This window comes from Rhizobium sp. N324, from assembly GCF_001664485.1.
In the GTDB taxonomy this organism is placed as follows: Bacteria; Pseudomonadota; Alphaproteobacteria; order Rhizobiales; family Rhizobiaceae; genus Rhizobium.
In genome coordinates this window covers 2,946,753-2,967,995 of the sequence record NZ_CP013630.1, presented here as the reverse complement: position 1 = coordinate 2,967,995, position 21,243 = coordinate 2,946,753, and the positions used below count along the sequence as shown (strand labels likewise).

The following is a 21,243-nucleotide window of genomic DNA, read 5'->3' as shown; positions in this document are numbered from 1 at the left end:
AGTATCACGCGAGTTGCTGAATGATCCTGAAAAGCCAGGTCGAGTGGGCGCTCCATTGCTGCGCCATTCTCGCGAGCCTGCCCGAGGGCAGGTATCTTTCCACCAAGGCGCTCGCCGAGCTTCATGGCCTGCCGAAGGAATATCTCTCCAAAGCGCTGCAGAGCCTGTCGCAGGCATCGCTGGTCGAGACCACGCTCGGCCCGAGCGGCGGCTACAGGCTTGCGCGGACGCCGTCGGAGATCAATTTCCTCGAGATCGTCGAGGCGGTCGAGGGCAAGGCGCGCAGCTTCACCTGCACGAATATCCGGGAGAACAATCCCTGCCGGCCGGCCGGCTACTGCGACAGCAAGCCTTGCGCGGTCGCCCGCGTCATGTGGGAAGCCGACGAGGCTTGGCGCGATACGCTGAGGCGGGTCCGGCTTTCCGACCTGGTCGGCACCTTGTCCGAGGACGTGCCGGCTGACCTCTGGCGGAGCACCTTCGAATGGGTTCTCAAGCGCGCCGGCTGACTACCCCCTGAAGATGGTCCTGATGGTTTTCAGAATGGCATGCGGGCTGTGGGCGGCGGGTTCCGCCGGCAGGGCGGCGCCGTTGCGAAAGCGCTCCGCGCGGCTGGCGAGATCTTCGGCAATTTCCTCAGCCAGCGCCGGACGCTCGTTCAGTAGCGGCGCGAAGGCTTGCTGATCGATTTCATAGACGGTCACCGGCGTTAGAGCCTCCAGGGTGCAGACTTCCTGCATGCCGGCGAGCAGTCCGGTCTCGCCGAAAAAATCACCGGGTGCGAGTCGACCGCGTTCCCCATCTTGATGTCGCGCCGTAACAATGCCGGCCCGCACCATCATCAGCGACGGCAGCATTTCGCCCTCCCGCACGATCACGTCGCCTTTGCGGAATTCACGCACGGCGGCGGTCTCGGCGAGTTTTTGCTTTTCATCGGCCGTCAGCGTCGCAAAGATCGGAATGGCCTCGATCAGTTCGAGCGGCGTCACACGCGGCAGTCGTGCGCTCTCTTCGGTCGGCAGATCGCCCGTCAGGACCGAGGCCGCCGCCGGAACGGCGAGAAGCAGGCCGGCCGATTTGCAGTGGCGATAGACAAGATCGAGCACCTCGTTTCGCGCCGGCACACGCTGGCTGGGGCTCGTTACCCGGAACTGCAGCTCGACTTCCAGCGCCGTGGCGTCGAGTCCCCTCAACGCAACGACAGGCGGCGGCTCGCGCACGATGGAATTGCAGCTTGCGAGCGCCGTTGCCATGACGTGGCGAACCGATGCCGGCATCCGTGTCGGAGCGATGCGGATCGTGAGGATCAGCAGATGGCTCTCGTCCGGCCGGCTGACATTGGTCAGTCCGAGCTTGGCCAGAAAGCTGTTCGGCAGCACAACGACATTGTTGGCGCTGGTCAGGATATGGGTCGCGCGCCAGTTGCTCTCGACGACGCGCCCTTCCGTGCCATCGCTCAAAAGAATCCAGTCGCCGATGACATAGGGCCGGCCGAGTGTCAGCGCGATGCCGGAGAAGACGTCGGCGAGCGTATTTTGCAGCGCAAGGCCGAGAATGATGGCGACCACGCCCGAGGTCGCAACGAGGGTGCCGATCGGTACGCCGAAGACGAAGGCCAGAACCGACAGGGCCATGCCGATATAGACGACGCCGATGACGAGATCCTGCAGCAGGCGGGCCTCTCGGGGACTGCCCTCCAGAACCAGATACAGCCTGATGAAACCGATGACAGCCCACGCCAGATGAATCCACCAGAGCGTTTTCGCGAGAATGACGAGCAAGGCCTGCGGATCTTCGGAGCCATATCCTTGAAATCGGTGGGGTTCGATGCCGCTGCCGACCAGGATCAGCGTCATCACGGCAAAAAAGGGGATCTGCACCACCAGCCGGGTGGTCGGTCGCTGGCTGGAGAGAAAGTACCAGACGACGATACCGGCGAAGCCGACTGTTATCAGCGATATCAGAGGCTTGCCGAAGAGTGCGTCGTAGATCATCTCTCTGTCTCCGGGAGGGGCGGCATATGATTGAGCATGTCGGCCGCCCGCGCAAGCATCGGCCCGGCGCGGACGGGTTTGGCGGCGCCTTATTTCTTGAGGGGGTAGGTCAGTTCTTTCTGGTTGGTGTCGACCACGAACACGGCGAGCAGGCGGGCGGGTTTCGTTTCGCTGCCGTTGGCGCTGACCCCGTGGCGGTCGCCCGGCATTTCGGAAAAACTCTCGCCGGCCTGATAGACCTTGACCGGGCCGTCATTGACCTGGCTGCGGATCGATCCTTCAAGCACGGTGGCGTAGATGAAAGCCGAGTCGGGATGGGTATGGCCTTCGGAGAAGCCACCGGGACCATATTCGACCAGCACGCCCTTGATGCTCTTGCCGGGCACGTTCGGAAGCGGGTGTTCATAGACGAGGGTGACCTTGGCAGATTTGCTGCTGTCGTGGGCGCCGGCGCCGGTGGCCGCCAGGCAGACGAGGGCGGCGGCGAGGAATGAAGCTCTGATCATGGGAATCTCCAACTTTGCTGGGGTGGCAGGACGCGTCCCAGTGGCCGCGTCCAGGGACAAAATCACTTCGGCCGGGCGGATTTCGCGAACCATTGTTCGAAGGTGATCGAACCGAGCCGCGGCCTGTCGTCGGAAACGAGCGACTGGTCGTTGAGCCGAACTCCGAAATATTTCGCTTCCGGATCGGCCTCGACGACACGCAGGTCGTTCATGGCCTTCAGATATCGGGCGACCAGTTCGCTCAAGCGCGCCCGTTCCGGACCTGATATCTCGATCGCGGCGTTGGCGGGCGCGGAGAGCGCCACATCTGCCATGGCGTCGGCGACGTCGTCGGAGGCGATCGGCTGCACATAGGCCGGCGACAGGCGAACCGTCTGGCCGACCGTGCCCGACTGGGCGATGCCGTTCAGGAATTCCATGAACTGCGTCGAATGCACGATGGTATAGGGGATGCCCGACGCCTTGATCAGCTTTTCCTGGGCAAGCTTGCCGCGGAAATAACCGCTGTCCTGCAGACGCTCGGTGCCGACGACGGAGAGCGCGATATGATGCTTGACGCCGGCCGCTTTCTCGGCGGCGAGAAGATTGCGCCCCGACGTCTCGAAGAATTCGAGAACGGCCTTGTCTTCGAAGGAGGGCGAATTGGCAAGATCGAGCACGATTTCGGCACCCTCGAGCGCCTCTGCGAGCCCTTCTCCCGTGATCGTATTGACGCCTGAATTCGGTGAGGCGGCGATCACCTCATGTCCCTTCTGGCGCAGGCGGGCGACAGTCTTCGAACCGATGAGGCCGGTTCCGCCGATGACAACGATTTTCATAACAGGTCTCCGTTCGCCGCCGGGGTGCGGCGGCGTCAAAGGTGAATCTTCTCAATAAATTGTAAGGTTTAGTTCAAGCCAGCCTTGTCGAGGCCGTAGGCCTTGTCGGCCGAACCGGGCACGGTCTTGAAGCCGACATTGACGCGGTTCCAGGCATTGATGGCCATGACGACGAAGGTCAGGTCGGAGATTTCCTTTTCGGAAAGCTGGCCGCGAACCCGTTCGTAAATCTCGTCGGGAATGCCGCCTTCTGGAAGTTTCGTCAGCGCTTCGGTCCAGGCAAGGGCGGCGCGCTCGCGGGGAACGAACAGGTTCGATTCCCGCCAGATGGCGACGTGGTGGAGCCGCAGCTCCGTCTCGCCGTGGATCTTTGCCTGCTTCACATGCATATCGAGACAAAAGCCGCATCCGTTGATCTGCGAGGCGCGGATTTCGATGAGCGCCTGCAGCTTCTCGTCGATGACGCTGCTTCTCAGCGCCATGCTGAATTCCATGAATTTCTTGAAAAGCTCGGGGGACTGCTGGGCGTAGTTCAATCGCTGGCTCATGTCATTTCTCCTCTAATTAAGGATGTGTAATATCCTTATGGATAAAAGATATCCTTAATTGCTGGACTGTAAAGCCATTCCAGCCTAGGCTGCCTGCATAAAGCCTATGCGCAAAAGTATGAGGGGCAGATATGGATATCGTTTCGGCATTGCGGACCTTCCAGCGCGTCGTCGAGACGGGCTCGTTTTCGGCGGCGGCACATGATCTCGATGTGACGCAGCCGGCGGTCTCGCGGCAGGTCGCAGCCCTCGAAGGCCATTTCAATACCCGCCTCCTGCACCGCACGACCAGTGGCCTGTCGCTGACGGCGGAAGGGGAACGGATGCTGCCGATGGCGCTCAAAATTATTGAAGCGGTGGAGGAGCTCGGCGATGCCACTGGATCGGATGGAGCCATGGCTTCCGGAAAGGTCAGGCTCAGTGTTCCGGCACCGCTCGGCCTCTACCTTAGCGAGCGGCTCGGCGATCTTCTCGCCGCCCATCCGAAACTTTCCGTGGAACTGCTCTTCAGGGAGCAAAGCTCCGATATGATCGAGGAGCGCCTCGACCTCGAAGTGCGGCTGGGCTCGGTCGCCGACAGCAGCCTCGTCTGCCGGCGGATCGGCTGGACGACGGCCTTCCTGGTCGCATCGCCCGCCTATCTCGCGCGCAAGGCGCCGCCGAGGACACCGAAGGACATCAAGGAGCATGAGTGCCTGTGCTACGACAGGGCTGGCGATGTTGCGACATGGTCGTTCTCCAATGGGTCGGAAGACATTTCGGTTCGGATCGCGCCGCGGCTGACCGCCTGTAGCGCGGTTGCCATTCACCGGGCGGCGCTTGCCGGCGCGGGTCTGGCGGTGCTCTCCCATATCATCGCAGTACCCGATATCGCCGCCGGCCGGCTGATCCCCGTGATGGAAGATTTTCAGCCGAGCCGGCTGCCGATCACCGTCGTCTATCCCTCAAGACGAAACATGCCGCTGCGCGTCAAGACAGTTCTGGATTTTTTGACCGACGCTATCGGGCAGGACCCGTCGATGTGCGCCAGCGGCATGGACCGGCGGTGGGACGGATGATCGTCCCGCCGGGCGATTTGCGGTTTTCCGCCTTGCCTAACGTCCGCGAATCCTGCCAAGTCGTCCGATCATGCAATTTGCGCCGCAACAAGACGAAGCCCTCAAGGCTGTTTCGAAATGGCTGAATGAGGGGCGCTCGCCGCTCTTTCGCCTGTTCGGCTATGCCGGAACGGGGAAGACGACGCTTGCCAAGCATTTCGCCGAGAATGTCGACGGCGACGTGCTGTTTGCCGCCTTTACCGGCAAGGCGGCGCAAGTGCTGCGTTCGCGCGGCGCCTCCAATGCGAAGACGATCCATTCGCTGATCTACCGGCCGCGCGGCGAGGAGGCAGTCGAGGACGAGGAAACCGGCAAGACCTCGATCGCGCCGATGTTTTCGATCAACCGGCAGAGCCCGGTCGCCAAGGCGGCGCTGATCATCGTCGACGAATGCTCGATGGTCGACGAGGCGCTCGGCAAGGATCTGATGAGCTTCGGCACGCCGATCCTGGTGCTCGGCGATCCCGGCCAGTTGCCGCCCGTCAGCGGTGGCGGATACTTCACCAATCAGGATCCGGATTACCTGCTCACCGATATTCACCGGCAGGCGCGCGACAATCCGATCATCAAGCTCGCCATGCAGGTGCGTGAGGGCAATGAGGTGATGTATGGCGATTACGGCACGGCCAAGGTGATCTCGAAGAACGAGGTGACGCAGCAATTGGTCCTTGATGCCGACCAGGTGCTCGTCGGCACCAACAGGACGCGGCGGCGCTATAATCAGCGCCTGCGCGAGTTGAAAGGCTTCAATGCCGAGTATCCGCAGACCGGCGACAAGCTCGTCTGCCTCCGCAACGATCCCGCCAAAGGCCTGCTCAACGGCTCGCTCTGGCAGGTGATGACCTCGTCCAAGGAAACGACGAAACCCGGCATCAACCTGCTCGTCCGGCCCGAGGACGACGACATGGATCGGGGGGCTGCCAAGATAAAGCTCCTGAAACAGGCCTTCGAGGAGGTCGAGGGCGAGATTCCCTGGAACACCCGCAAACGCTACGATGAGTTCGACTATGGCTACGCGCTGACCGTTCATAAGGCGCAGGGTTCGCAATGGAACGACGTCGTGCTCTTCGACGAGAGCTGGGCCTTTCGCGATACGCGGGAACGCTGGCTCTATACGGCGATCACGCGCGCGGCGGAGACGCTGACGATCGTGCGCTGACCTCGATCGCGACTCGCGATCTCGATCGCGCCTTTCTATCTTGGGAAGGCGACGGTGGCGGCCGTCGGGCACGTATCGGACTAGGCCTGCACGATCCCAAGCAGCACGGCCTTGGCGATTGCCTGGAAGCGGTTGTTGGCACGGAATTTCAGGATGATTCCGGCTTCGAGATCCCTGGTCTCATCATGCTTCAGGTCGAGCGCCCGGGCGATTCGCTGGGTGGAATAGCCCTCCGCCATCAGTTCCAGGCAACGCCGCTCCCGCGGGGTCAGGCTTGCGCTGTCCTGGTTGTCGTTGAGCGGCGGCTCTTCGATATTTTCGTCGTAATCCAGAAGGTCGCCCACCTGCTGGAGCTGGCGGTGCAGCGTCGACATCTCGGCCGTCAGCTCGCGCTTGCGCACCTGCAGCACCTCGCGGAACATCGCCTCGGCCCTTTCCTGCGAATCGGCCTTGCGAAGCTCGTCCATCAATTCCTGGATGACGGCGATCGGCATGCCGGTCTCGCGGCAGACGGTGATGACTGCCATGCGCATCACGTCATCCTGGCCGTAGACCCGCATCAGGCCGATGCGATTGGCGGAAATCAACCCCTTTTCTTCGTAGAAATGCAGTGTCCTGTGCGTAACGCCGAATGCGTTGGCCATATCGGCGATCGGCACCGGACCGTCCGGTAGATCCGGCGGCAGCGCGGCCGAAGGCAGGAACCGGTATTTCGACCGGGCCTCCGAAGCGATACCGGCGGCAGCAAACAGGCGTTTGGAACCGTCTGGCATGAACCCTCCTAGGGCATCGTGTTGCACCTCATGCGGATTTGCCAGTTGCTTCCCAGGCGCGGCGAGTGGGGTTTTCCTCTGGGCGTTCTTGTCATTGGGAAAAGAAGCAGTACGCGGCCTACGTTTACGCGATACAATGTCCACGTTATGCGTGAACGATCTTTTTTATAAGTGCTAAAAGTAATCTCTTTTAAATGGGATAGCAACGTAACGACCTGATTTCTGGGTGCTGCAGCAAAACATGCGCTGCATTGCAGCGTGGGTCGACCGTCTTCACGGGTGACGGGAATTACTATTCACGGTACGCGGGGAGGGCTAATGCCCCACCGACAGCAATGCTCATCAACGATCGACATCGCATCCATCTGCGAATCTCGTTGGTCATCTCAAGGCACTTGGCTTAAAAGCAGGGCCTCCGTTTCAGCACCGATGGATATCAGCCATGCCCGCCAAACTCTCCGTGAACCTCAACGCGATCGCCATGCTGCGCAACCGGCGCGACCTGCCGTGGCCGAGCGTCGAAGCGCTTGGGCGAATAGCGCTTGCCGCGGGCGCCAGCGGCCTGACGGTGCACCCGCGCCCCGACCAGCGGCACATCCGTTTTTCCGACCTTTCCGTCATCCGCAACCTGATCGACGACGAATTCCCCGAGGCCGAGTTCAATATCGAAGGTTATCCGACGGGGGAGTTTTTTGACCTCTGCGCCGGAGCAGCACCGGAGCAGGTGACGCTGGTGCCGGACGATCCCGCGCAGGCGACCTCGGATCACGGCTGGGATTTCCGCAAACATCGGGCGTTCCTGACTGATGCCGTCGCGCGGCTGAAGACGATGGGATGCCGGGTCTCGCTGTTTGCCGACGGAGACGGGGATGCTGAAGCCGTCGAGATCGCCAAGGCCGTCGGCGCCGACCGGATCGAACTTTATACCGGTCCCTATGGCGGCTGCTACGACGCACCGGAACGGGCGGCCCCGATCCTCGAAGCACTCGGCCGGACAGCGGATGCGGCGCTGGCGATCGGCCTCGCCGTCAATGCCGGGCACGACCTGACGGTCGCAAACCTGCCGGGTCTGGTGAAGCGCATTCCAGCGCTTGCCGAAGTTTCGATCGGCCATGGGCTGACCGCCGATGCGCTTGAGTATGGCATGGCCGAGACGGTGCGGCGGTTCTGCCGGGCGTGTGGTCAGGCGGTTTGAGGAAGGGTTGTTTCCTTCTTAAGTGTTAACGGCGACCAATTTGATATGCTGCAAGGGTTTCCCGTGCGCGCGAGTGAGGGCGCAGGATTCCTGTGCTTGTGACAGCCGACCTGCGGATCGGCCATACTTCCAACACAGGAGCATCTCCTAGTTCTTTCAACCGGGGGGTGCTATGATGAGAGTTGTTACACGTCAATTTACGTTTGTTGCGGCGGCCTGGGCGTGTTTGCTCTGCTTTGTTGGAACCGGCGTAGCCGATCCCCGGCCGGAAAGATGGGTGGAAAGGTGCGGCGGCGTCTACGCTCTTTGCGGCTATATCGACAGAGCGACGTTCGAACCGCGGATTGATCGCAAGTTCGAAGTTGCGCTTCCTTTCTCGGAGGGGCTGGCCGCTGTGCGCTCCGAGGGCAAATTCGGCTATATCAATTCGAGTGGCGAGATGGTGATCGCGCCTGCGTTCGACCTTGCCCGCGGATTTCGCAAAGGCCACGCCGAAGTGGTGGTCGGTGACAAGGCAGGAATTATCGACAGAACGGGAAAGTTTCTGCTGTCACCGAACTATGCGCGCGCCATTCCATTCGGAGCCGGGGCGGCGCTCGTTCGCCCCGGCAAAGCGGTCGCAGGGGATTCTTTTGGCATGCTGCGTTTCACGTTCGGGGAACTGTTGCTTGAGAGGAACGATCCACCTTATCTGCTCGTCGATCTGCCTTCAGGAAAGATCCTGAAGGACGAGCTGGCCATTAAAGAATTCGAATTCGGCACTTTCGTTTGGGCCGCTCAACCGGGAGATAAACGATACGGATTGCTTGCTCCCGACGGAACCTGGAAACTCGAGCCTCGATTCGAAACAGCCAGTAAACTCGGTGGAGGAAGAGCAATTGTCTGTTACGGCGGTTCGGCAGGACGCAAAGGCCAGTCCAGCCAACGTGACCGGGCCGACGCCACCCAATGCGGCGTGATCGGCCGGGACGGCCAAACTATTCTCGTCCCACAGCAATTTAGGATCCAGGATTATCGAAACGGTTTTTACCGTGTGGCCAAAGACCAGAAGTTTGGCGTCCTAGACGAGGCGGGTCGGTTACTTGGCGGTCGTCTGTTTGACGATGCGAGACTGCCGGATTATCCCGGCGAAGCGGCCAGGATATTGGTCGACGGCCAGTGGATCGGGCTCAACCGCGCCGGGGATCTGGTGCCCAATCCGGAGGACGGGAAGGCGCTGGTGGCATGTCCTTCGGGTATCAAATTCCTGCATCGCGGCAACCGCATTCAGGTCGTCGGAGCGGACGGAGAGCCGACGGTTTCATATCTTTTTGACGATATGGACATCAGTTGCGAATTCCCCGTATCGGTTCGGTACAAAGAAAAATGGGGGTTTCTCAAGCAGGACGGCAAACTGCTTGTCGATCCGCCGTCATTTCAGAGCCAATTTGGTTTCAACGATGGCTATGCTGCCGTCGAGGTTCAGGGCAAATGGGGAACAATGGTTAGCAACGGTGTGATGGCCCTCGCTCCACAGTTCGATGAGATGTCGCCCGATTCCGGCGTCTATGCGGTATCGAAGGATGGGCGGAAGTTTTGGATCGACGCATCAGGACTTGAAGTCTCCGAGCCTCGCCGCCTGGAAGACCGGCGATTAAAGTTGCGTTGCGGACGCGATGGTGGACAGCGCGTCTCGGGGAATTCGAACGGAACCTTGCTTTGGGGCATTGAGGATGCCGCCGGGAACATCGTCGTCGAGCCGAAATATCGGGCCATCACCTGTTTCCAGAATGGTCTCGCATGGGTTCCGCTCGACGAAAGACGAGAATGGTGTGCAATCGATCGGAATGAGCGGACACGCGAGAGCGTCGCGTGCGTCAAGAACTGGCCTGACAGCAATACCGCCGACGCGCGAACTGAGACAATGTCCGACGATCCCTATGAAAGCGGTGTGCTTTGGATGCGGGCCGAGCTTGAATACGGACTTGACCTCAGGGAAAAACCGCCTGGCTTCGTTTCGCAATTCTGAGGGACGACCCTGCGCGTCGGTGCGGTGATCGACACATCTGACGTTGAGGGATCCAGTGTCCAGAATCGGAGTCCGCTCATCCCTGCGGCGAGCGCAGGGATGAGCGGAAAGCTCAATGGCTTCCGGCGTTGCCTGAAGCCGTCAAAGCAGCCTTGTGCGCCACGAAGAAATCCTTCAGCGATTGCGGCCGTTTGCCCGTCAGCTTGGTGAAATCCCCCGTGAGGATATCGAACTTGCCGGCGCGGATGTTGGCGTCGGCGGAGACCAGCATGTCGGCGACGAAGCCGGGGAGGCCGGCGCCGCGCATGCCCTGGCCGAGCTGTTCGTCATTGACGTCGACGACTTCGAGCGGCTTGCCGGCGACGTCCGAGATGATGGCGGCGATCTGGCGGTTGTTCAGAGACACCGCACCGGTCAGCGTGTAGGTGGCGCTTTCCGATGTGCCGGAGGCAAGGGCTGCGGCGATCGCCAGGGCGCAGTCGTCACGCGAGATCGTCGAGACCTTGCCGACGCCCGTGGCGCTGTACCATTTGCCGCCCTGCAGGTTGTGCGGCATGCTATGCATGTAGTTGTCGTGATACCAGGCGTCGCGGATGATCGTGTGAGCGATGCCGCTCGCTTTGATGGCGTTTTCGCTGCCGAGATGGTCCGGCGCGAAGGTAACGAGCGAATCGTCCGGCGCCGGCATCGAGGTATAGGCGATGTGCTTGACGCCTGCCTTGACGGCGGCAGCGACGGCCGCCTGGTGCTGGGCGAGACGTTTGCCGGGCGTATCCAGCGCATCGGTGCTGATGATCAGCAGCCGGTCAATGCCGGCGAAAGCCTTTTCTAGACCGGCGGCGTCATCGAAATCGGCCTTGCGGGTGAGGACGCCCTTGTTTGCGAGGTCAGCGAGCTTTTCGGGGCTGCGGGTGGCCGCGACGATCGTGCCGGGGGCGACCTTATAGGTCTCGAGGAGGTGGTGGATGACACGCTGGCCGAGCTGGCCGGCAGCGCCGGTGACCAGGATTGTTTCGCTCATGGATAGTTCCTTCTGCGTTGGCCTTCTGTGTTGATTGGTGGTCTCAAAAAGAGAGCAGCGCTAGAATAGGAATTGACTTGACAGTGTAAAGGAGGCAGTTTTTCGGCTCTACGTTACCAAAAGGGAACCAGCTCATGAGCGGCGCGGTCGTCAGTCTGAAGAACAGGATGCCGGGGGCGCGGCGCGAGATCGATCTTGCCGGCCTCGATTTTTCCAATTGCCCGGTCAGGGACATGATGCAGCAGATCGGCGGCAAATGGTCGACGCTGCTGCTCGAAGTGCTGGCGGCCGAGCCCCGTCGCTTCGGCGAGCTGCGGCGGATGCTTCCCGACATTTCCCAACGCATGCTGACGCAGACGCTGCGTGATTTGCAGAGGGACGGTTATATCGCCCGCGAGGTCTTCCCGACCAAGCCGCCGAGCGTCGAATATTCGATGACCGAACTCGGCCGCTCGCTCTACCTGCCGCTGTCGCAGCTGTTGAACTGGGCGGAAGCGAACCACGATGCCGTTCGCGCCGCCCGCTCGCGTTTCGATTCAGCCGACAGCTAGGATGGTGAGAGCCTCTATCACTTCGCGCGGGTAAACAGCGCGCGAAACAGTTCCTCCGAGCGCTGCAACCCTTCGTCGCTCAGAACGACCGACTTGGCCTTGCCCGCCGGATTGGCAATAAAACCCTTCTTGTACAAACGATCCATGACGTCCCAGTCGAAACCTTTCCAGGCGCGATCGCCGTCATGCAGTGTCAGCCAGAGCAAAGCGAGAACGGCATCGTCGATCTTTTCTTCATCCATTTCCATGCCGGAAGCATCCCTGTCACAACCAGAAAATCCTGCGGTTCTCTTATTTTAACCCGCGCATAGTCCCGAAATCGACTCCGATTTTCAGGACTATGCGCGCGACTTTCCTACTTGCTGCGCCCTTCCGTCAGGAACAGCAGGAAGGCGAGCGCCGGGAAGGCGAAGCCGATCCAGGCCGTCATCGTCCAGCCGCCGGTCGCATAGGCCCAGCCGCCGAGCGCCGAGCCGAGGGCGCCGCCGGCAAAGAAGGTCGCCATGAAGAGGCCGTTCAGCCGGCTGCGATGTTCCGGGTTCAGCCCATAGATGGCGCGCTGGCCGCAGACGAGATTGGTGGTCACGCCGAAATCGAGCGTGATCGCCGCCGCGGTCAGAAGGATCAGGGCGGTGAGCGATCCATCGGCGGCGAAATGGCTGATCAGGAAGGAGGCCATGCCGAGCAGCATGGCGATCGTCGAGGCGATCTTGGTCATGCCGCGATCGGCGAGCCGGCCGGCGATCGGCGAGGCGACGGCGCCTGCTGCACCGGCGAGCGCAAAGAGGGCGATGCCGTTCTGCGTCAGGCCGAAGGCCGGGCTCGCGAGCAGCAAGGGCGTCGTCGTCCAGAACAGGCTGAAGGCACCGAACATGCCGGCTTGGTAAAGCGCGCGGCGCTGCAGCACGCGCGAGGTCAGCGCCAGGTGGCCCATGGAAGCGAGCAGCTCGCCGTAGCGCAGCTTCGTCTTCGGCCGGCGGACCGGCAGGTTGGCGCGCAGGACGACGGCGAGCACGATCATCAGCGCTGCGGTGACGTAATAGACCACATGCCAGGAAGAGGCCTCGGCGACGAAGCTGGCGAAGGGGCGCGCCAGCATGATGCCGCAGAGCAGGCCGCTCATGACATTGCCGACGACCTGTCCGCGCGTCGCATCGGGCGCCATGTTGGCGGCGAAGGGAACTAGAACCTGAACGGCGACCGATGACAGGCCGATGCAGAGCGAGGCCGCGAGGAAAGCGGTCGGTGTCGAAGACAGCGCCGCGCCGATCAGCGCAACAGCGGAGACGGCAACCAGCAGCAGCACCAGCCGGCGGTTCTCCGTGAGGTCGCCGAGCGGCACGATCAGCAGCAGGCCGAGGCCGTAGCCGATCTGCGTCAGCGTGACGATCAGGCCGGTTGCGGCCGGCGTGAAGCCGAGCTCGGCGCTGATCGGCCCGGCAAGCGGCTGGCCGTAATAGAGATTGGCGGCCACCAGCCCGCAGGCGGCGGCGAAAAGAAAGGTGAGCCAGGGGGAGAGCGCCCGTGGAATGGCCTTATCAGGCGCGGTGGCTGAAATGCTCATCGGAAACTCCGGTATGATGGAAAGGATTGATCCCAAATCGGTCTGCCGGCGGCCACCCGTTTCCGGGCGCCCAGGGGAATGCCGGCATTCCCCTGGGGGAAATGTCAGGTGACCAGCTTCATCGCGGCTTCGGCAGCGGCGGCCATTTCTTCGCCGCTGCGCTCTGTCTTACCGATGACGCGCATGCCCTTGGTGAGGCAGAGGAGGGCAAGTGCCGTCGCCGATATATCGAGCTCCGCCGAAATCGAGCCGTCGGACTGTCCGAGGCAGATCAGGTCTGCGAGAAGCGTCTGGTCGGTCGCAAAGGCGGCGGCGACGCGCTCGGCCGCCTCTTCGTCAAAGAGGGCGAGATCGCCGGCGCTGCCGACGACGAGGCAGCCCTGCCTGCCGATCTGCCCGTGCGAGGAGGCCGCAAAGAAGGTGACGAGTGCACGCAGCTTGTCGCGGCCAGTTTCGACACGATCCAGTTCGGCTCTGAGCAGGCCACGGCGCACGGCGCGGTAGCGGTCGAAGGCGGCGAGGAAGATGCCGCGCTTATCGCCGAACGCCTTATAGACGCTGCCGGCGGCAAGCCCCATGGCTTCGGTAAGCTCGCTGATCGAGGCGGCGTGGTAGCCGCGCTCGGAAAAGACGCACAGCGCGGCATCGAGTGCGGCCTCCGCGTCGAATTCCCGAGGGCGGCCGCGGCTTCGAGTCTTCTCGTGAAGGGGCGCTGCGTTCATGTCCGCCTAATTAGGAAATGATCGTTTCCAAATCAAGCGAAATTTTTGCACCGCAGCAAGTCAGAGGGTGAGGGCCCAGTTCTGGCCATTCGCCTCGGGGCCGAACATGCGATGTCTCTGCTCGGAGACAAGGCGGAAGCCTGATTTGACGTAGATGGCGCGGGCAGTCTCCAGCATGTCGTTGGTCCAGAGCTGGAGTTCGCCGTAGCCCTTTTTCCTGCAGAAGCGGATGCATTCGTCGACCAGCAGCTTGCCGAGCCCGAGCCCGCGGGCTGATTTGTCGACATAAAGCAGCCGCAGTTTGGCGATGCCGTCACCGCCATTGGCGACAAGGACAGAACCGACATTGATGCCGCCGCGCTCGGCGATCCAGCAATATTCTTTTTCGGGATCGAAATTGGCCAGGAACTTGCCGGCGACTTCGGCCACCAGCGCCTCGAAACGCAGGTCCCAGCCATATTCCTCGGCATAGAAGCGGCCCTGGCTTTGCACGATCCAGCCGATATCGCCGGCGCGATGGGCGCGGATGATGGCGGGGGCGGGCTTCGCCGCCGGGTCGAGCAGAGCGCGGATCGTGTCCATGGCCGAGACGACGGCTTGCGGCTCACCGACCGCCAGATTGTCGAAACGGGCGGCGATCTGGGCATTGGCGCGCCGGCCGAGTTCTTCGAACTGCTCGCGTCCCCGATCGGTGACATTGATGATCTGGCTGCGCAGATCGGCCGGATCGGGGCTGGTCTCGATCAACCCTTCCGCGCGAAAGCGCTTGAGGATGCGGCTGAGATAGGCTGGGTCGAGATGCAGGTCGCGGACAAGGGCTGCGGCGCTGATACCGTCATGCGAGCCGATCTCGAAGAGGATGCGGGCATCCGTCAGTGTGAAGGGAGAGTCGAGATAGGCCTTGTTCAGCAAGCCGAGGAAATTCGTATAGAAGCGGTTGAAATCGCGGGCGGTTTCGATGAGGGCGATATCGCGCATGGTGATCTCCAGATGGAGATGTGGCCAGACCTGATAAGGCTCGCTCCTCGCTCGGCGTCATCCTCGGCCTTGTGCCGAGGATCTGCTGCCCTATCGAACGGAGGCAGATGCTCGGGACAAGCCCGAGCATGACGGAAGAGAGGTTGGCGACTGTCCGAACAGCTGACTAAAATCTCCTGATGGAAACGTTTGTCATGCATTTGGTTGACTGGGTCAACTAATTAACTGCGCGCTCACGCTGCCTCTTCCGTTTCCGCGTCCTCCGCGCCAAGTGCGAACTCGACGGCCGCCCGGGCATGGATCGTGGTCGTGTCGAAGCCCGGCAATGGCAGGCGGTTAGGATCGAGGATCAGGCAGATTTCGGTGCAGCCAAGGATGATGCTGTCGGCGCCGTTATCCATGGCGCGGTCGATGATGTCGATCAGCTTTTCGCGCGAACTGTCGTGCACCCTGCCGGCGCAGAGTTCGTTGAAGATGATGTCGTGCACGGTGGTGCGGTCGGCGGCGTCGGGCACCAGGATATCCAGGCCGTGGTTCTTCATGCGGTCGGCGTAGAAGCCATGCTCCATCGTGTAGCGGGTGGCGAGCAAGAGCGGGCGCTTGCGGCCGGCGGCATGCAGCGATTTCGCCGTCTCGTCGATGATATGGATCAGCGGCACGGATACCTTGGCCGCAACCTCGTCAGCTATCAGATGCATGGTGTTGGTGCAGATCAGAACGCAGCCGGCGCCCGCCGCCTCCAGGCGTTCCGCCACCTCGCCGAGGCGGCGGGCCGCTCCAGCCCAGTCGCCGGCCTTCTGAAGAGCGACGATCTCCTCGAAATTGACCGAATGCAGGATGAGTTCGGCCGAGGCAAGGCCGCCTTTGCGGGCGCGCACCATCTCGTTGACCAGGCGGTAATAGACTGCCGAACTTTCGAAACTCATGCCGCCAATCAGGCCGATCGTTTCCATCTCTTCATGCTCCCATGCTCTGAACTTTCGAAAATGATGCCGCAATGACGGCGCGGGGTGTTTGCGTTGTTTGTCCTCCGTGGAGGATGTATGCTATGATTTTGCGCAATTTCGGTAAATTGCGCAAAATTGGCGCGTGAGGTACGATTTACACACATGCTGGATGACCGCGACAGACGCATACTCGACATGCTGCAGAGGGATGCAGGCATATCCGTGACCGATCTGGCCGAGCGCGTGGCGCTGTCGGTCTCGGCCTGTTCGCGGCGCATCCAGCGGCTGGAGGAAAGCGGCCATATCCTTCGGCGCATCATCGTGCTCGACCGCGAGCGGATGGGCGTGCCGACGACGGTCTTTGCGCTCGTCAAGACAGCGCATCATTCCGACGAATGGACGGAAACCTTCCGCAGGATCATCGGCGACATCCCGGAGATCGTCGAGGCACACCGGCTGACCGGCAATCACGATTACATCCTGAAGATCGTGCTGCCGCGCGTCGAGCATTACGACGTCATCTATAAGCAGATCGTGCGCAAGCTGGAACTCTTCGACGTCTCAGCGTCGATCTCGATGGAAGAATTGAAACATGGGATGGCGATACCCGTGGGCTATGCCCGGTGATCGTTGCCCAGAACAGGATGATTTCAGGCCAAGTCGGCCTAAATCTGAATCCTCTTCTACATTAAATAGTTAGGGCATGGCGCCATCCGAAAACCGCTCACATTTTTCGGCATCATGCTCCAGAGGAGAAACCGATAGTTCTCCGCGCCATCGATAGCGATTAATTCGTGGCTATATGGAACGTTTTTCGACATACTACGTTCACCTTTGGTTCAGGAGGAGGGGAGGATATTCTCTCCTCTTGGAGGAGTAGAGGAGGACAGTCATGAGAAAGCTAACCGTCGCTGCGTTATGCTTGATCATAGGGATCCCCGGCGTCACGCCGGCTCAGGCATTTCCGGCTATCAATCCACCCAGGATCGAACCTCAGCAGCAGATAGAGCAGGTGCAATGGCGTGGCCGAGGTGGCCACTGGGGTGGCGGCCATCACGGCGGCTATCATCATGGTCATGGATCGGGCTGGGGCTGGGCCTTAGGTGGTCTGGCCGTTGGTACGATCATAGGCGGCGCATTGGCCCAGCCCTATTACGGCTCGTATTACGGCTCGCCATACGGCTATTACGGTCGGCCCTACGGTTACTACGGTCGGCCCTATGGCTATTACGGTGCGCCCTACCGCTATTACGGCCGGCCCTATCGCGCCTATGCATCGTCAGCCTATTATGGAGGCGGCGGGAGCCACGAGGCTTGGTGCTATGCGCGCTATCGTTCGTACAGGGCTTACGACAATACCTTCCAGCCCTATCACGGGCCCCGTCGCCAGTGCGTCGGTTCCTATTGATCGGCGGGTTATGCATCTGTGCTGTGAACTGGTTCCAGGCTGCACCTCAACCGAGGCTCGGCCTGGGCAGCTATAACTCTTTCTGATCTCCGCTCCATAAGCTTCGCCGGACCCGATTACCTGAAAACCAATAATCCTGTACGCCCCGACTGCCGTCGGCGGCGCAGGGCAGGCATGCCGAAACGGCGGTTGCAACATTCGCGGCAAAAGCCACATTGGTTTCGAGCGAAATGGCGCAAAAGGGGCAGTGCGTGAGCGATCATCATGTCGTCGTTGTCGGTGGCGGTTTCGGCGGGCTGCAGCTCGTCAACGGGTTGAAGGGGGCGGGTGTGAAGGTCACGCTCGTCGACCGGCGCAATCATCATCTCTTCCAGCCGCTGCTCTATCAGGTGGCGACCACCATTCTTTCCACCTCGGAGATCGCCTGGCCGATCCGCCGCCTCTATGCCGATCGACCCGATGTGACGGTGCTCCTCGGCGAGGTCACCGATGTCGACGCCGGCGCCAAGATGGTGTCGCTGCGCAACGGTATGACTCTCGGTTACGATACGCTGGTGCTGGCGACCGGGGCGACCCATGCCTATTTCGGCCGCGACGAATGGGAGCCGGTGGCGCCGGGCCTGAAGACGCTGGAGGATGCGACGACAATCCGCCGGCGCGTGCTGCTCGCCTTCGAGAAGGCGGAGATGGAGGGCGATCCCGCCGTGCGCGACGCGCTTCTGACCTTCACCATCGTCGGCGCCGGGCCGACCGGCGTCGAGCTTGCCGGCATCATCGCCGAACTGGCGCATTTCACCCTGCCGAAGGAATTCCGCAACATCGATACGCGCAAGACCCGCGTCGTGCTTGTCGAGGCCGGTCAGCGGGTGCTGCCGGCCTTCGCTGAGGAGCTTTCGGCCTATGCTCAAAAGGCGCTGGAGAAGCTTGGGGTGGAGATCCATCTCGGCAAGCCGGTTACCGAATGCAGCGCCGATGGCGTCCGGATCGGCGAGACATTTATCACCAGCCGCACGATCGTCTGGGCGGCCGGCGTCACCGCTTCGCCGGCGGCCCGCTGGCTTGACGTGCCGGCCGACCGGGCAGGGCGCGTCGTCGTCGAAAAAGACCTGAGCGCGCCGGGTCTGCCCGAGGTCTTCGTCATCGGCGACACGGCCTCGGTCATGCGTGAGAACGGCAAACCGGTGCCGGGTATCGCGCCGGCGGCCAAGCAGCAGGGCGGCTACGTCGCCAAGGTCATCCGCGCTCGCCTGTCGGGCAAGCCGGCGCCTGCACCCTTCCGCTACCGGCATCAAGGCAGCCTGGCGACGATTGGCCAAAGTGCGGCGATCATCGATTTCGGCCGGATCAAGCTGAAGGGCTGGATTGCCTGGTGGATCTGGGGCCTTGCCCATATCTACTTCCTGATCGGCACCCGCTCCCGCTTCTCCGTCGCCTGGAGCTGGCTGTGGATCTATCTCAGCGGCCAGCACAGCGCCCGGCTTATCACCCAGCGGGAGACGATGCGGGAGGAGGGGTAGGCGTCCTGTGCCGTCTCTCCGGCCTCATCCTGAGGTGCCCCGAAGGGGCCTCGAAGGACGAGGCCGGCCACCAACGTTTCACCGAGGGATATAGGCATGCAGCCACCCGCCCTCGTGGTTCGAGACGGCCCTGCGTTCGTCGCTGCAATCGATTCACTGGATCGATTGCTTGCTCCTCACCCTCACCATGAGGGCTGATCGTTGTGCCCGGGGCGTACGCGCCGACGGCCGGAGCCGCAAAGCAGTAGTAGCCACGCTTGACACATCTCCCCACACCGCCATAGCATCTCGCCCGCGTCTCCCAACCACCACTTGGGGTGTCGTATCCAGCCGTATCAACGGATAGAGGTTCCAATGCGCCGATTCACTTCTCACGAAAATCACGTTCGAAATTCTGAGAAGTTGGTGGTTCATGCACACTTTGAATCTGGGCATCCTCGCCCATGTGGATGCAGGCAAGACTAGCCTTACCGAAAGACTGCTTTTTGACGCCGGCGTCATCGACAAGCTCGGCAGCGTCGATACCGGCAATACACAGACGGATAATCTCGAACTCGAACGGCAACGCGGCATCACGATCAGGGCGGCTGTGGTGTCGTTTGCGATCGGCGACAGGATCGTCAATCTGATCGATACGCCCGGCCATCCCGATTTCATCGCCGAGGTCGAGCGGGTGCTCGGATTGCTGGATGCCGCGGTCGTCGTCGTTTCGGCGGTCGAAGGCGTGCAGGCGCAGACGCGTGTGCTGGTGCGGGCGTTGCGGCGGCTCGGCGTTCCCTTCGTCTTCTTCGTCAATAAGGTCGATCGCCTCGGCGCCCGGTATGACGAGGTGCTGGAGGCGCTTGCCGCTCAGCTGGCGGTGCGTCCCATCGCGATGTCTTCCGTCATCAGTGCTGGCAGCAAGTTTGCACGGGTGGAAGCTCTGGCGACGGGAAACGAGCCGCTTTTTTCGGCGCTTTGCGAGGCGCTCGGCGAGAACGATGAGACGCTGCTCGACGATTATGTGCTCGCCCCCGAACGACTGACGACGGAAAGGCTCGGGCGGAGCCTGGCCGATCAGGTGGCAAGGGGCCTGGTGCATCCCGTCTTCGCAGGGGCGGCCATGACCGGCGCCGGCGTGCCGGCACTAAGCTCGGCCATCGCGACGCTGTTGCCCGAGCGGCGGCTTGATCCGGACGGGCCGGTCGCCGGCAAGATCTTCAAGATCGAGCGTGGCTGGGGCGGCGAAAAGCGCGCCTATCTCTACCTGACTTCGGGCACCGTGCGGCTGCGGCAATATCTGGATCTGCCCAAGGGCGCGGACCGGGTGACTGCGATCCATGTGTTCGAAGCCGGCCACAGCCACGGCGTCGCGAGCTTCTGCGCCGGCCAGATCGCCCGCGTCAGCGGCCTTGCCGGTGCCCGGATCGGCGATGCGGTGGGCGGCGATCCCGCCTCGGGCGGACGGGCTTACTTTGCCCCGCCGACGCTCGAAACCCGCGTCCTTGCCCGGCGACCCTCCGAAAATGCGGCTCTCTGGCTGGCGCTGACCCAGATGGCCGAGCAGGATCCATTGATCAACCTGCGCCGGAACGAGGATACAAGTGAGGTCTTTGTCTCGCTCTATGGCGAGGTGCAGAAGGAGGTTATCCAATCGACGCTGCTGACGGATTTCGGCCTTGAGGCGACGTTCGAGGAAAGCACGGTGATCCTGGTGGAAAAACCTCTGGGAATCGGCACGGGCCTGCAGATCCTCTTCAAGGACCCCAATCCGTTTCTGGCCACTATCGGTTTGCGGGTCGAGCCGCGTCATGCCGGCGCCGGCAACAGCTTCGCGTTGGAGGTGGAAGTCGGCCAGATGCCCATCGCTTTTTACCGGGCGGTCGAGGAAACCGTGTTCGAGACGCTGAAGCAAGGTGTTTTCGGCTGGCAGGTCATCGATTGCCACGTGGTGATGACGGCGGCGCGGCACAGTTCGCCCGCAAGCACCGCCGCCGATTTCCGGCAGTTAACGCCCTTAGTGCTGGCGACGGCGCTGTCGGCTGCGCAAACGGTCGTCTGCGAGCCTTTCGATCGCTTTCATCTGGAAGCGCCTGTCGAGAGCCTGAGCAGTGTGCTCACTTTGCTGGCGAAATCCGCTGCGGCGACGTCGCATTCCGTGATCGCCGATGGCGTGGCGCGGCTCGAAGGCACTCTGGCGTCTCAGATGGTTCAAAGCGTCCAGCAGCAATTGCCGGGCCTGACGAGCGGCGCAGGGACAATGGACACCGCTTTCGATCACCATGCTGCTATGGCCGGGGCACCGCGCCTGCGCCGGCGTTCAGGGCCTGATCCGTTCAACCCGGTCGAATATCTGCTGCGGTTGCGGTCCACGCGAGCCTCATGCTGAGATGCGCCGGCCGAAGGCCGGAGCCTCGGAAGAAAGGAGGCGGGCGCTCTGACATGGCGGCAGAGGCGG

The 21,243-nt window shown here is 61.9% G+C and carries 21 protein-coding genes; 10 read left to right on the top strand and 11 right to left on the bottom strand.

From position 1 onward, the window contains the following. Nucleotides 1-20 precede the first annotated feature (20 nt). On the top strand, nt 21-509 hold the full coding sequence (locus tag AMK05_RS14350) for an RrF2 family transcriptional regulator (RefSeq protein WP_064839448.1): 489 nt from the start codon (nt 21-23) through the stop codon (nt 507-509). Here AMK05_RS14350 and AMK05_RS14345 read toward each other — a convergent pair whose 3' ends face one another. The 4 genes from AMK05_RS14345 to AMK05_RS14330 form a co-directional block, all read right to left on the bottom strand. After that, nucleotides 510-1,994, bottom strand: a complete 1,485-nt coding sequence (locus AMK05_RS14345; RefSeq protein ID WP_064839446.1) for a cyclic nucleotide-binding domain-containing protein — start codon at nt 1,992-1,994, stop codon at nt 510-512. It abuts the gene before it with no gap. Nucleotides 1,995-2,083: 89 nt separating this feature from the next. After that, entirely contained in the window at nt 2,084-2,500 is a 417-nt protein-coding gene (locus AMK05_RS14340) for a cupin domain-containing protein (RefSeq protein WP_064839443.1), read from the bottom strand. A 62-nt stretch (nt 2,501-2,562) separates the two neighbouring features. Continuing rightward, nucleotides 2,563-3,318, bottom strand: coding sequence for an SDR family oxidoreductase (locus AMK05_RS14335; protein ID WP_064839440.1), 756 nt, complete (start codon nt 3,316-3,318; stop codon nt 2,563-2,565). A gap of 68 nt (nt 3,319-3,386) precedes the next feature. Continuing rightward, nucleotides 3,387-3,866: a carboxymuconolactone decarboxylase family protein gene (locus AMK05_RS14330; protein ID WP_064839436.1), complete on the bottom strand. Its 480-nt coding sequence runs from the start codon at nt 3,864-3,866 to the stop codon at nt 3,387-3,389. Between the two features lie 131 nt (nt 3,867-3,997). On the opposite strand from AMK05_RS14330, the gene AMK05_RS14325 reads away from it, so the two are divergent. Then, complete coding sequence (locus AMK05_RS14325) at nt 3,998-4,924, top strand: LysR family transcriptional regulator (protein WP_064839433.1); 927 nt, start codon at nt 3,998-4,000, stop codon at nt 4,922-4,924. Nucleotides 4,925-4,994: 70 nt separating this feature from the next. After that, on the top strand, nt 4,995-6,122 hold the full coding sequence (locus tag AMK05_RS14320; RefSeq protein ID WP_064839431.1) for an ATP-dependent DNA helicase: 1,128 nt from the start codon (nt 4,995-4,997) through the stop codon (nt 6,120-6,122). Between the two features lie 80 nt (nt 6,123-6,202). Here AMK05_RS14320 and AMK05_RS14315 read toward each other — a convergent pair whose 3' ends face one another. Then, on the bottom strand, nt 6,203-6,895 hold the full coding sequence (locus tag AMK05_RS14315) for a MerR family transcriptional regulator (protein WP_064839429.1): 693 nt from the start codon (nt 6,893-6,895) through the stop codon (nt 6,203-6,205). A gap of 442 nt (nt 6,896-7,337) precedes the next feature. On the opposite strand from AMK05_RS14315, the gene AMK05_RS14310 reads away from it, so the two are divergent. Together AMK05_RS14310 and AMK05_RS14305 are read left to right on the top strand one after the other, a co-directional pair. Beyond that, nucleotides 7,338-8,090, top strand: coding sequence for a pyridoxine 5'-phosphate synthase (locus AMK05_RS14310; RefSeq protein ID WP_064839427.1), 753 nt, complete (start codon nt 7,338-7,340; stop codon nt 8,088-8,090). A 172-nt stretch (nt 8,091-8,262) separates the two neighbouring features. Continuing rightward, entirely contained in the window at nt 8,263-10,098 is a 1,836-nt protein-coding gene (locus tag AMK05_RS14305; protein WP_237352106.1) for a WG repeat-containing protein, read from the top strand. A 112-nt stretch (nt 10,099-10,210) separates the two neighbouring features. Here the strand turns inward: AMK05_RS14305 and AMK05_RS14300 are convergent, their stop codons facing one another. Next, nucleotides 10,211-11,119, bottom strand: a complete 909-nt coding sequence (locus AMK05_RS14300) for an SDR family oxidoreductase (protein ID WP_064839423.1) — start codon at nt 11,117-11,119, stop codon at nt 10,211-10,213. 134 nt (nt 11,120-11,253) lie between these two features. Between AMK05_RS14300 and AMK05_RS14295 the strand changes: the two genes are divergently transcribed. Continuing rightward, nucleotides 11,254-11,670, top strand: a complete 417-nt coding sequence (locus tag AMK05_RS14295; protein WP_003593493.1) for a winged helix-turn-helix transcriptional regulator — start codon at nt 11,254-11,256, stop codon at nt 11,668-11,670. A gap of 17 nt (nt 11,671-11,687) precedes the next feature. On the opposite strand, the gene AMK05_RS14290 is transcribed toward AMK05_RS14295, so the two are convergent. The 5 genes from AMK05_RS14290 to AMK05_RS14270 form a co-directional block, all read right to left on the bottom strand. Beyond that, on the bottom strand, nt 11,688-11,918 hold the full coding sequence (locus AMK05_RS14290; RefSeq protein WP_049733566.1) for a DUF6429 family protein: 231 nt from the start codon (nt 11,916-11,918) through the stop codon (nt 11,688-11,690). Nucleotides 11,919-12,025: 107 nt separating this feature from the next. Beyond that, nucleotides 12,026-13,234, bottom strand: a complete 1,209-nt coding sequence (locus AMK05_RS14285) for an MFS transporter (RefSeq protein ID WP_064839422.1) — start codon at nt 13,232-13,234, stop codon at nt 12,026-12,028. A 104-nt stretch (nt 13,235-13,338) separates the two neighbouring features. Further along, nucleotides 13,339-13,956, bottom strand: coding sequence for a TetR/AcrR family transcriptional regulator (locus AMK05_RS14280; RefSeq protein ID WP_064839420.1), 618 nt, complete (start codon nt 13,954-13,956; stop codon nt 13,339-13,341). A gap of 60 nt (nt 13,957-14,016) precedes the next feature. Continuing rightward, on the bottom strand, nt 14,017-14,934 hold the full coding sequence (locus AMK05_RS14275) for a bifunctional helix-turn-helix transcriptional regulator/GNAT family N-acetyltransferase (RefSeq protein ID WP_064839418.1): 918 nt from the start codon (nt 14,932-14,934) through the stop codon (nt 14,017-14,019). A gap of 233 nt (nt 14,935-15,167) precedes the next feature. Continuing rightward, nucleotides 15,168-15,887, bottom strand: a complete 720-nt coding sequence (locus tag AMK05_RS14270; RefSeq protein ID WP_064839415.1) for an aspartate/glutamate racemase family protein — start codon at nt 15,885-15,887, stop codon at nt 15,168-15,170. A 156-nt stretch (nt 15,888-16,043) separates the two neighbouring features. Here AMK05_RS14270 and AMK05_RS14265 point away from each other — a divergent pair, with 156 nt between their 5' ends. The 4 genes from AMK05_RS14265 (at nt 16,044) to AMK05_RS14255 (ending at nt 21,174) form a co-directional block, all read left to right on the top strand. Continuing rightward, nucleotides 16,044-16,508 carry an Lrp/AsnC family transcriptional regulator gene (locus tag AMK05_RS14265; RefSeq protein WP_049733561.1) on the top strand — a complete coding sequence of 155 codons (465 nt, stop codon included), beginning with the start codon at nt 16,044-16,046 and terminating at the stop codon, nt 16,506-16,508. 265 nt (nt 16,509-16,773) lie between these two features. Further along, nucleotides 16,774-17,289 carry a BA14K family protein gene (locus AMK05_RS33350; RefSeq protein ID WP_082336840.1) on the top strand — a complete coding sequence of 172 codons (516 nt, stop codon included), beginning with the start codon at nt 16,774-16,776 and terminating at the stop codon, nt 17,287-17,289. A gap of 251 nt (nt 17,290-17,540) precedes the next feature. Next, nucleotides 17,541-18,806 carry an NAD(P)/FAD-dependent oxidoreductase gene (locus AMK05_RS14260; protein ID WP_064841383.1) on the top strand — a complete coding sequence of 422 codons (1,266 nt, stop codon included), beginning with the start codon at nt 17,541-17,543 and terminating at the stop codon, nt 18,804-18,806. A 412-nt stretch (nt 18,807-19,218) separates the two neighbouring features. Continuing rightward, the gene (locus tag AMK05_RS14255; protein ID WP_064839413.1) at nt 19,219-21,174 is read left to right on the top strand and encodes an elongation factor G; all 1,956 of its coding nucleotides are present in this window, start codon (nt 19,219-19,221) and stop codon (nt 21,172-21,174) included. The last annotated feature ends 69 nt before the right edge of the window (nt 21,175-21,243 follow it).

Coding starts and splice junctions, on each gene's coding strand:
- AMK05_RS14340 (WP_064839443.1), bottom strand. CDS start 2,500: ATGATCAGAGCTTCATTCCTCGCCGCCGCCCTCGTCTGCCTGGCGGCC.
- AMK05_RS14335 (WP_064839440.1), bottom strand. CDS start 3,318: ATGAAAATCGTTGTCATCGGCGGAACCGGCCTCATCGGTTCGAAGACT.
- AMK05_RS14255 (WP_064839413.1), top strand. CDS start 19,219: ATGCACACTTTGAATCTGGGCATCCTCGCCCATGTGGATGCAGGCAAG.
- AMK05_RS14325 (WP_064839433.1), top strand. CDS start 3,998: ATGGATATCGTTTCGGCATTGCGGACCTTCCAGCGCGTCGTCGAGACG.
- AMK05_RS14280 (WP_064839420.1), bottom strand. CDS start 13,956: ATGAACGCAGCGCCCCTTCACGAGAAGACTCGAAGCCGCGGCCGCCCT.
- AMK05_RS14305 (WP_237352106.1), top strand. CDS start 8,263: ATGATGAGAGTTGTTACACGTCAATTTACGTTTGTTGCGGCGGCCTGG.
- AMK05_RS33350 (WP_082336840.1), top strand. CDS start 16,774: ATGAGAAAGCTAACCGTCGCTGCGTTATGCTTGATCATAGGGATCCCC.
- AMK05_RS14350 (WP_064839448.1), top strand. CDS start 21: ATGATCCTGAAAAGCCAGGTCGAGTGGGCGCTCCATTGCTGCGCCATT.
- AMK05_RS14345 (WP_064839446.1), bottom strand. CDS start 1,994: ATGATCTACGACGCACTCTTCGGCAAGCCTCTGATATCGCTGATAACA.
- AMK05_RS14310 (WP_064839427.1), top strand. CDS start 7,338: ATGCCCGCCAAACTCTCCGTGAACCTCAACGCGATCGCCATGCTGCGC.
- AMK05_RS14275 (WP_064839418.1), bottom strand. CDS start 14,934: ATGCGCGATATCGCCCTCATCGAAACCGCCCGCGATTTCAACCGCTTC.
- AMK05_RS14330 (WP_064839436.1), bottom strand. CDS start 3,866: ATGAGCCAGCGATTGAACTACGCCCAGCAGTCCCCCGAGCTTTTCAAG.
- AMK05_RS14270 (WP_064839415.1), bottom strand. CDS start 15,887: ATGGAAACGATCGGCCTGATTGGCGGCATGAGTTTCGAAAGTTCGGCA.
- AMK05_RS14320 (WP_064839431.1), top strand. CDS start 4,995: ATGCAATTTGCGCCGCAACAAGACGAAGCCCTCAAGGCTGTTTCGAAA.
- AMK05_RS14300 (WP_064839423.1), bottom strand. CDS start 11,119: ATGAGCGAAACAATCCTGGTCACCGGCGCTGCCGGCCAGCTCGGCCAG.
- AMK05_RS14290 (WP_049733566.1), bottom strand. CDS start 11,918: ATGGAAATGGATGAAGAAAAGATCGACGATGCCGTTCTCGCTTTGCTC.
- AMK05_RS14265 (WP_049733561.1), top strand. CDS start 16,044: ATGCTGGATGACCGCGACAGACGCATACTCGACATGCTGCAGAGGGAT.
- AMK05_RS14295 (WP_003593493.1), top strand. CDS start 11,254: ATGAGCGGCGCGGTCGTCAGTCTGAAGAACAGGATGCCGGGGGCGCGG.
- AMK05_RS14315 (WP_064839429.1), bottom strand. CDS start 6,895: ATGCCAGACGGTTCCAAACGCCTGTTTGCTGCCGCCGGTATCGCTTCG.
- AMK05_RS14285 (WP_064839422.1), bottom strand. CDS start 13,234: ATGAGCATTTCAGCCACCGCGCCTGATAAGGCCATTCCACGGGCGCTC.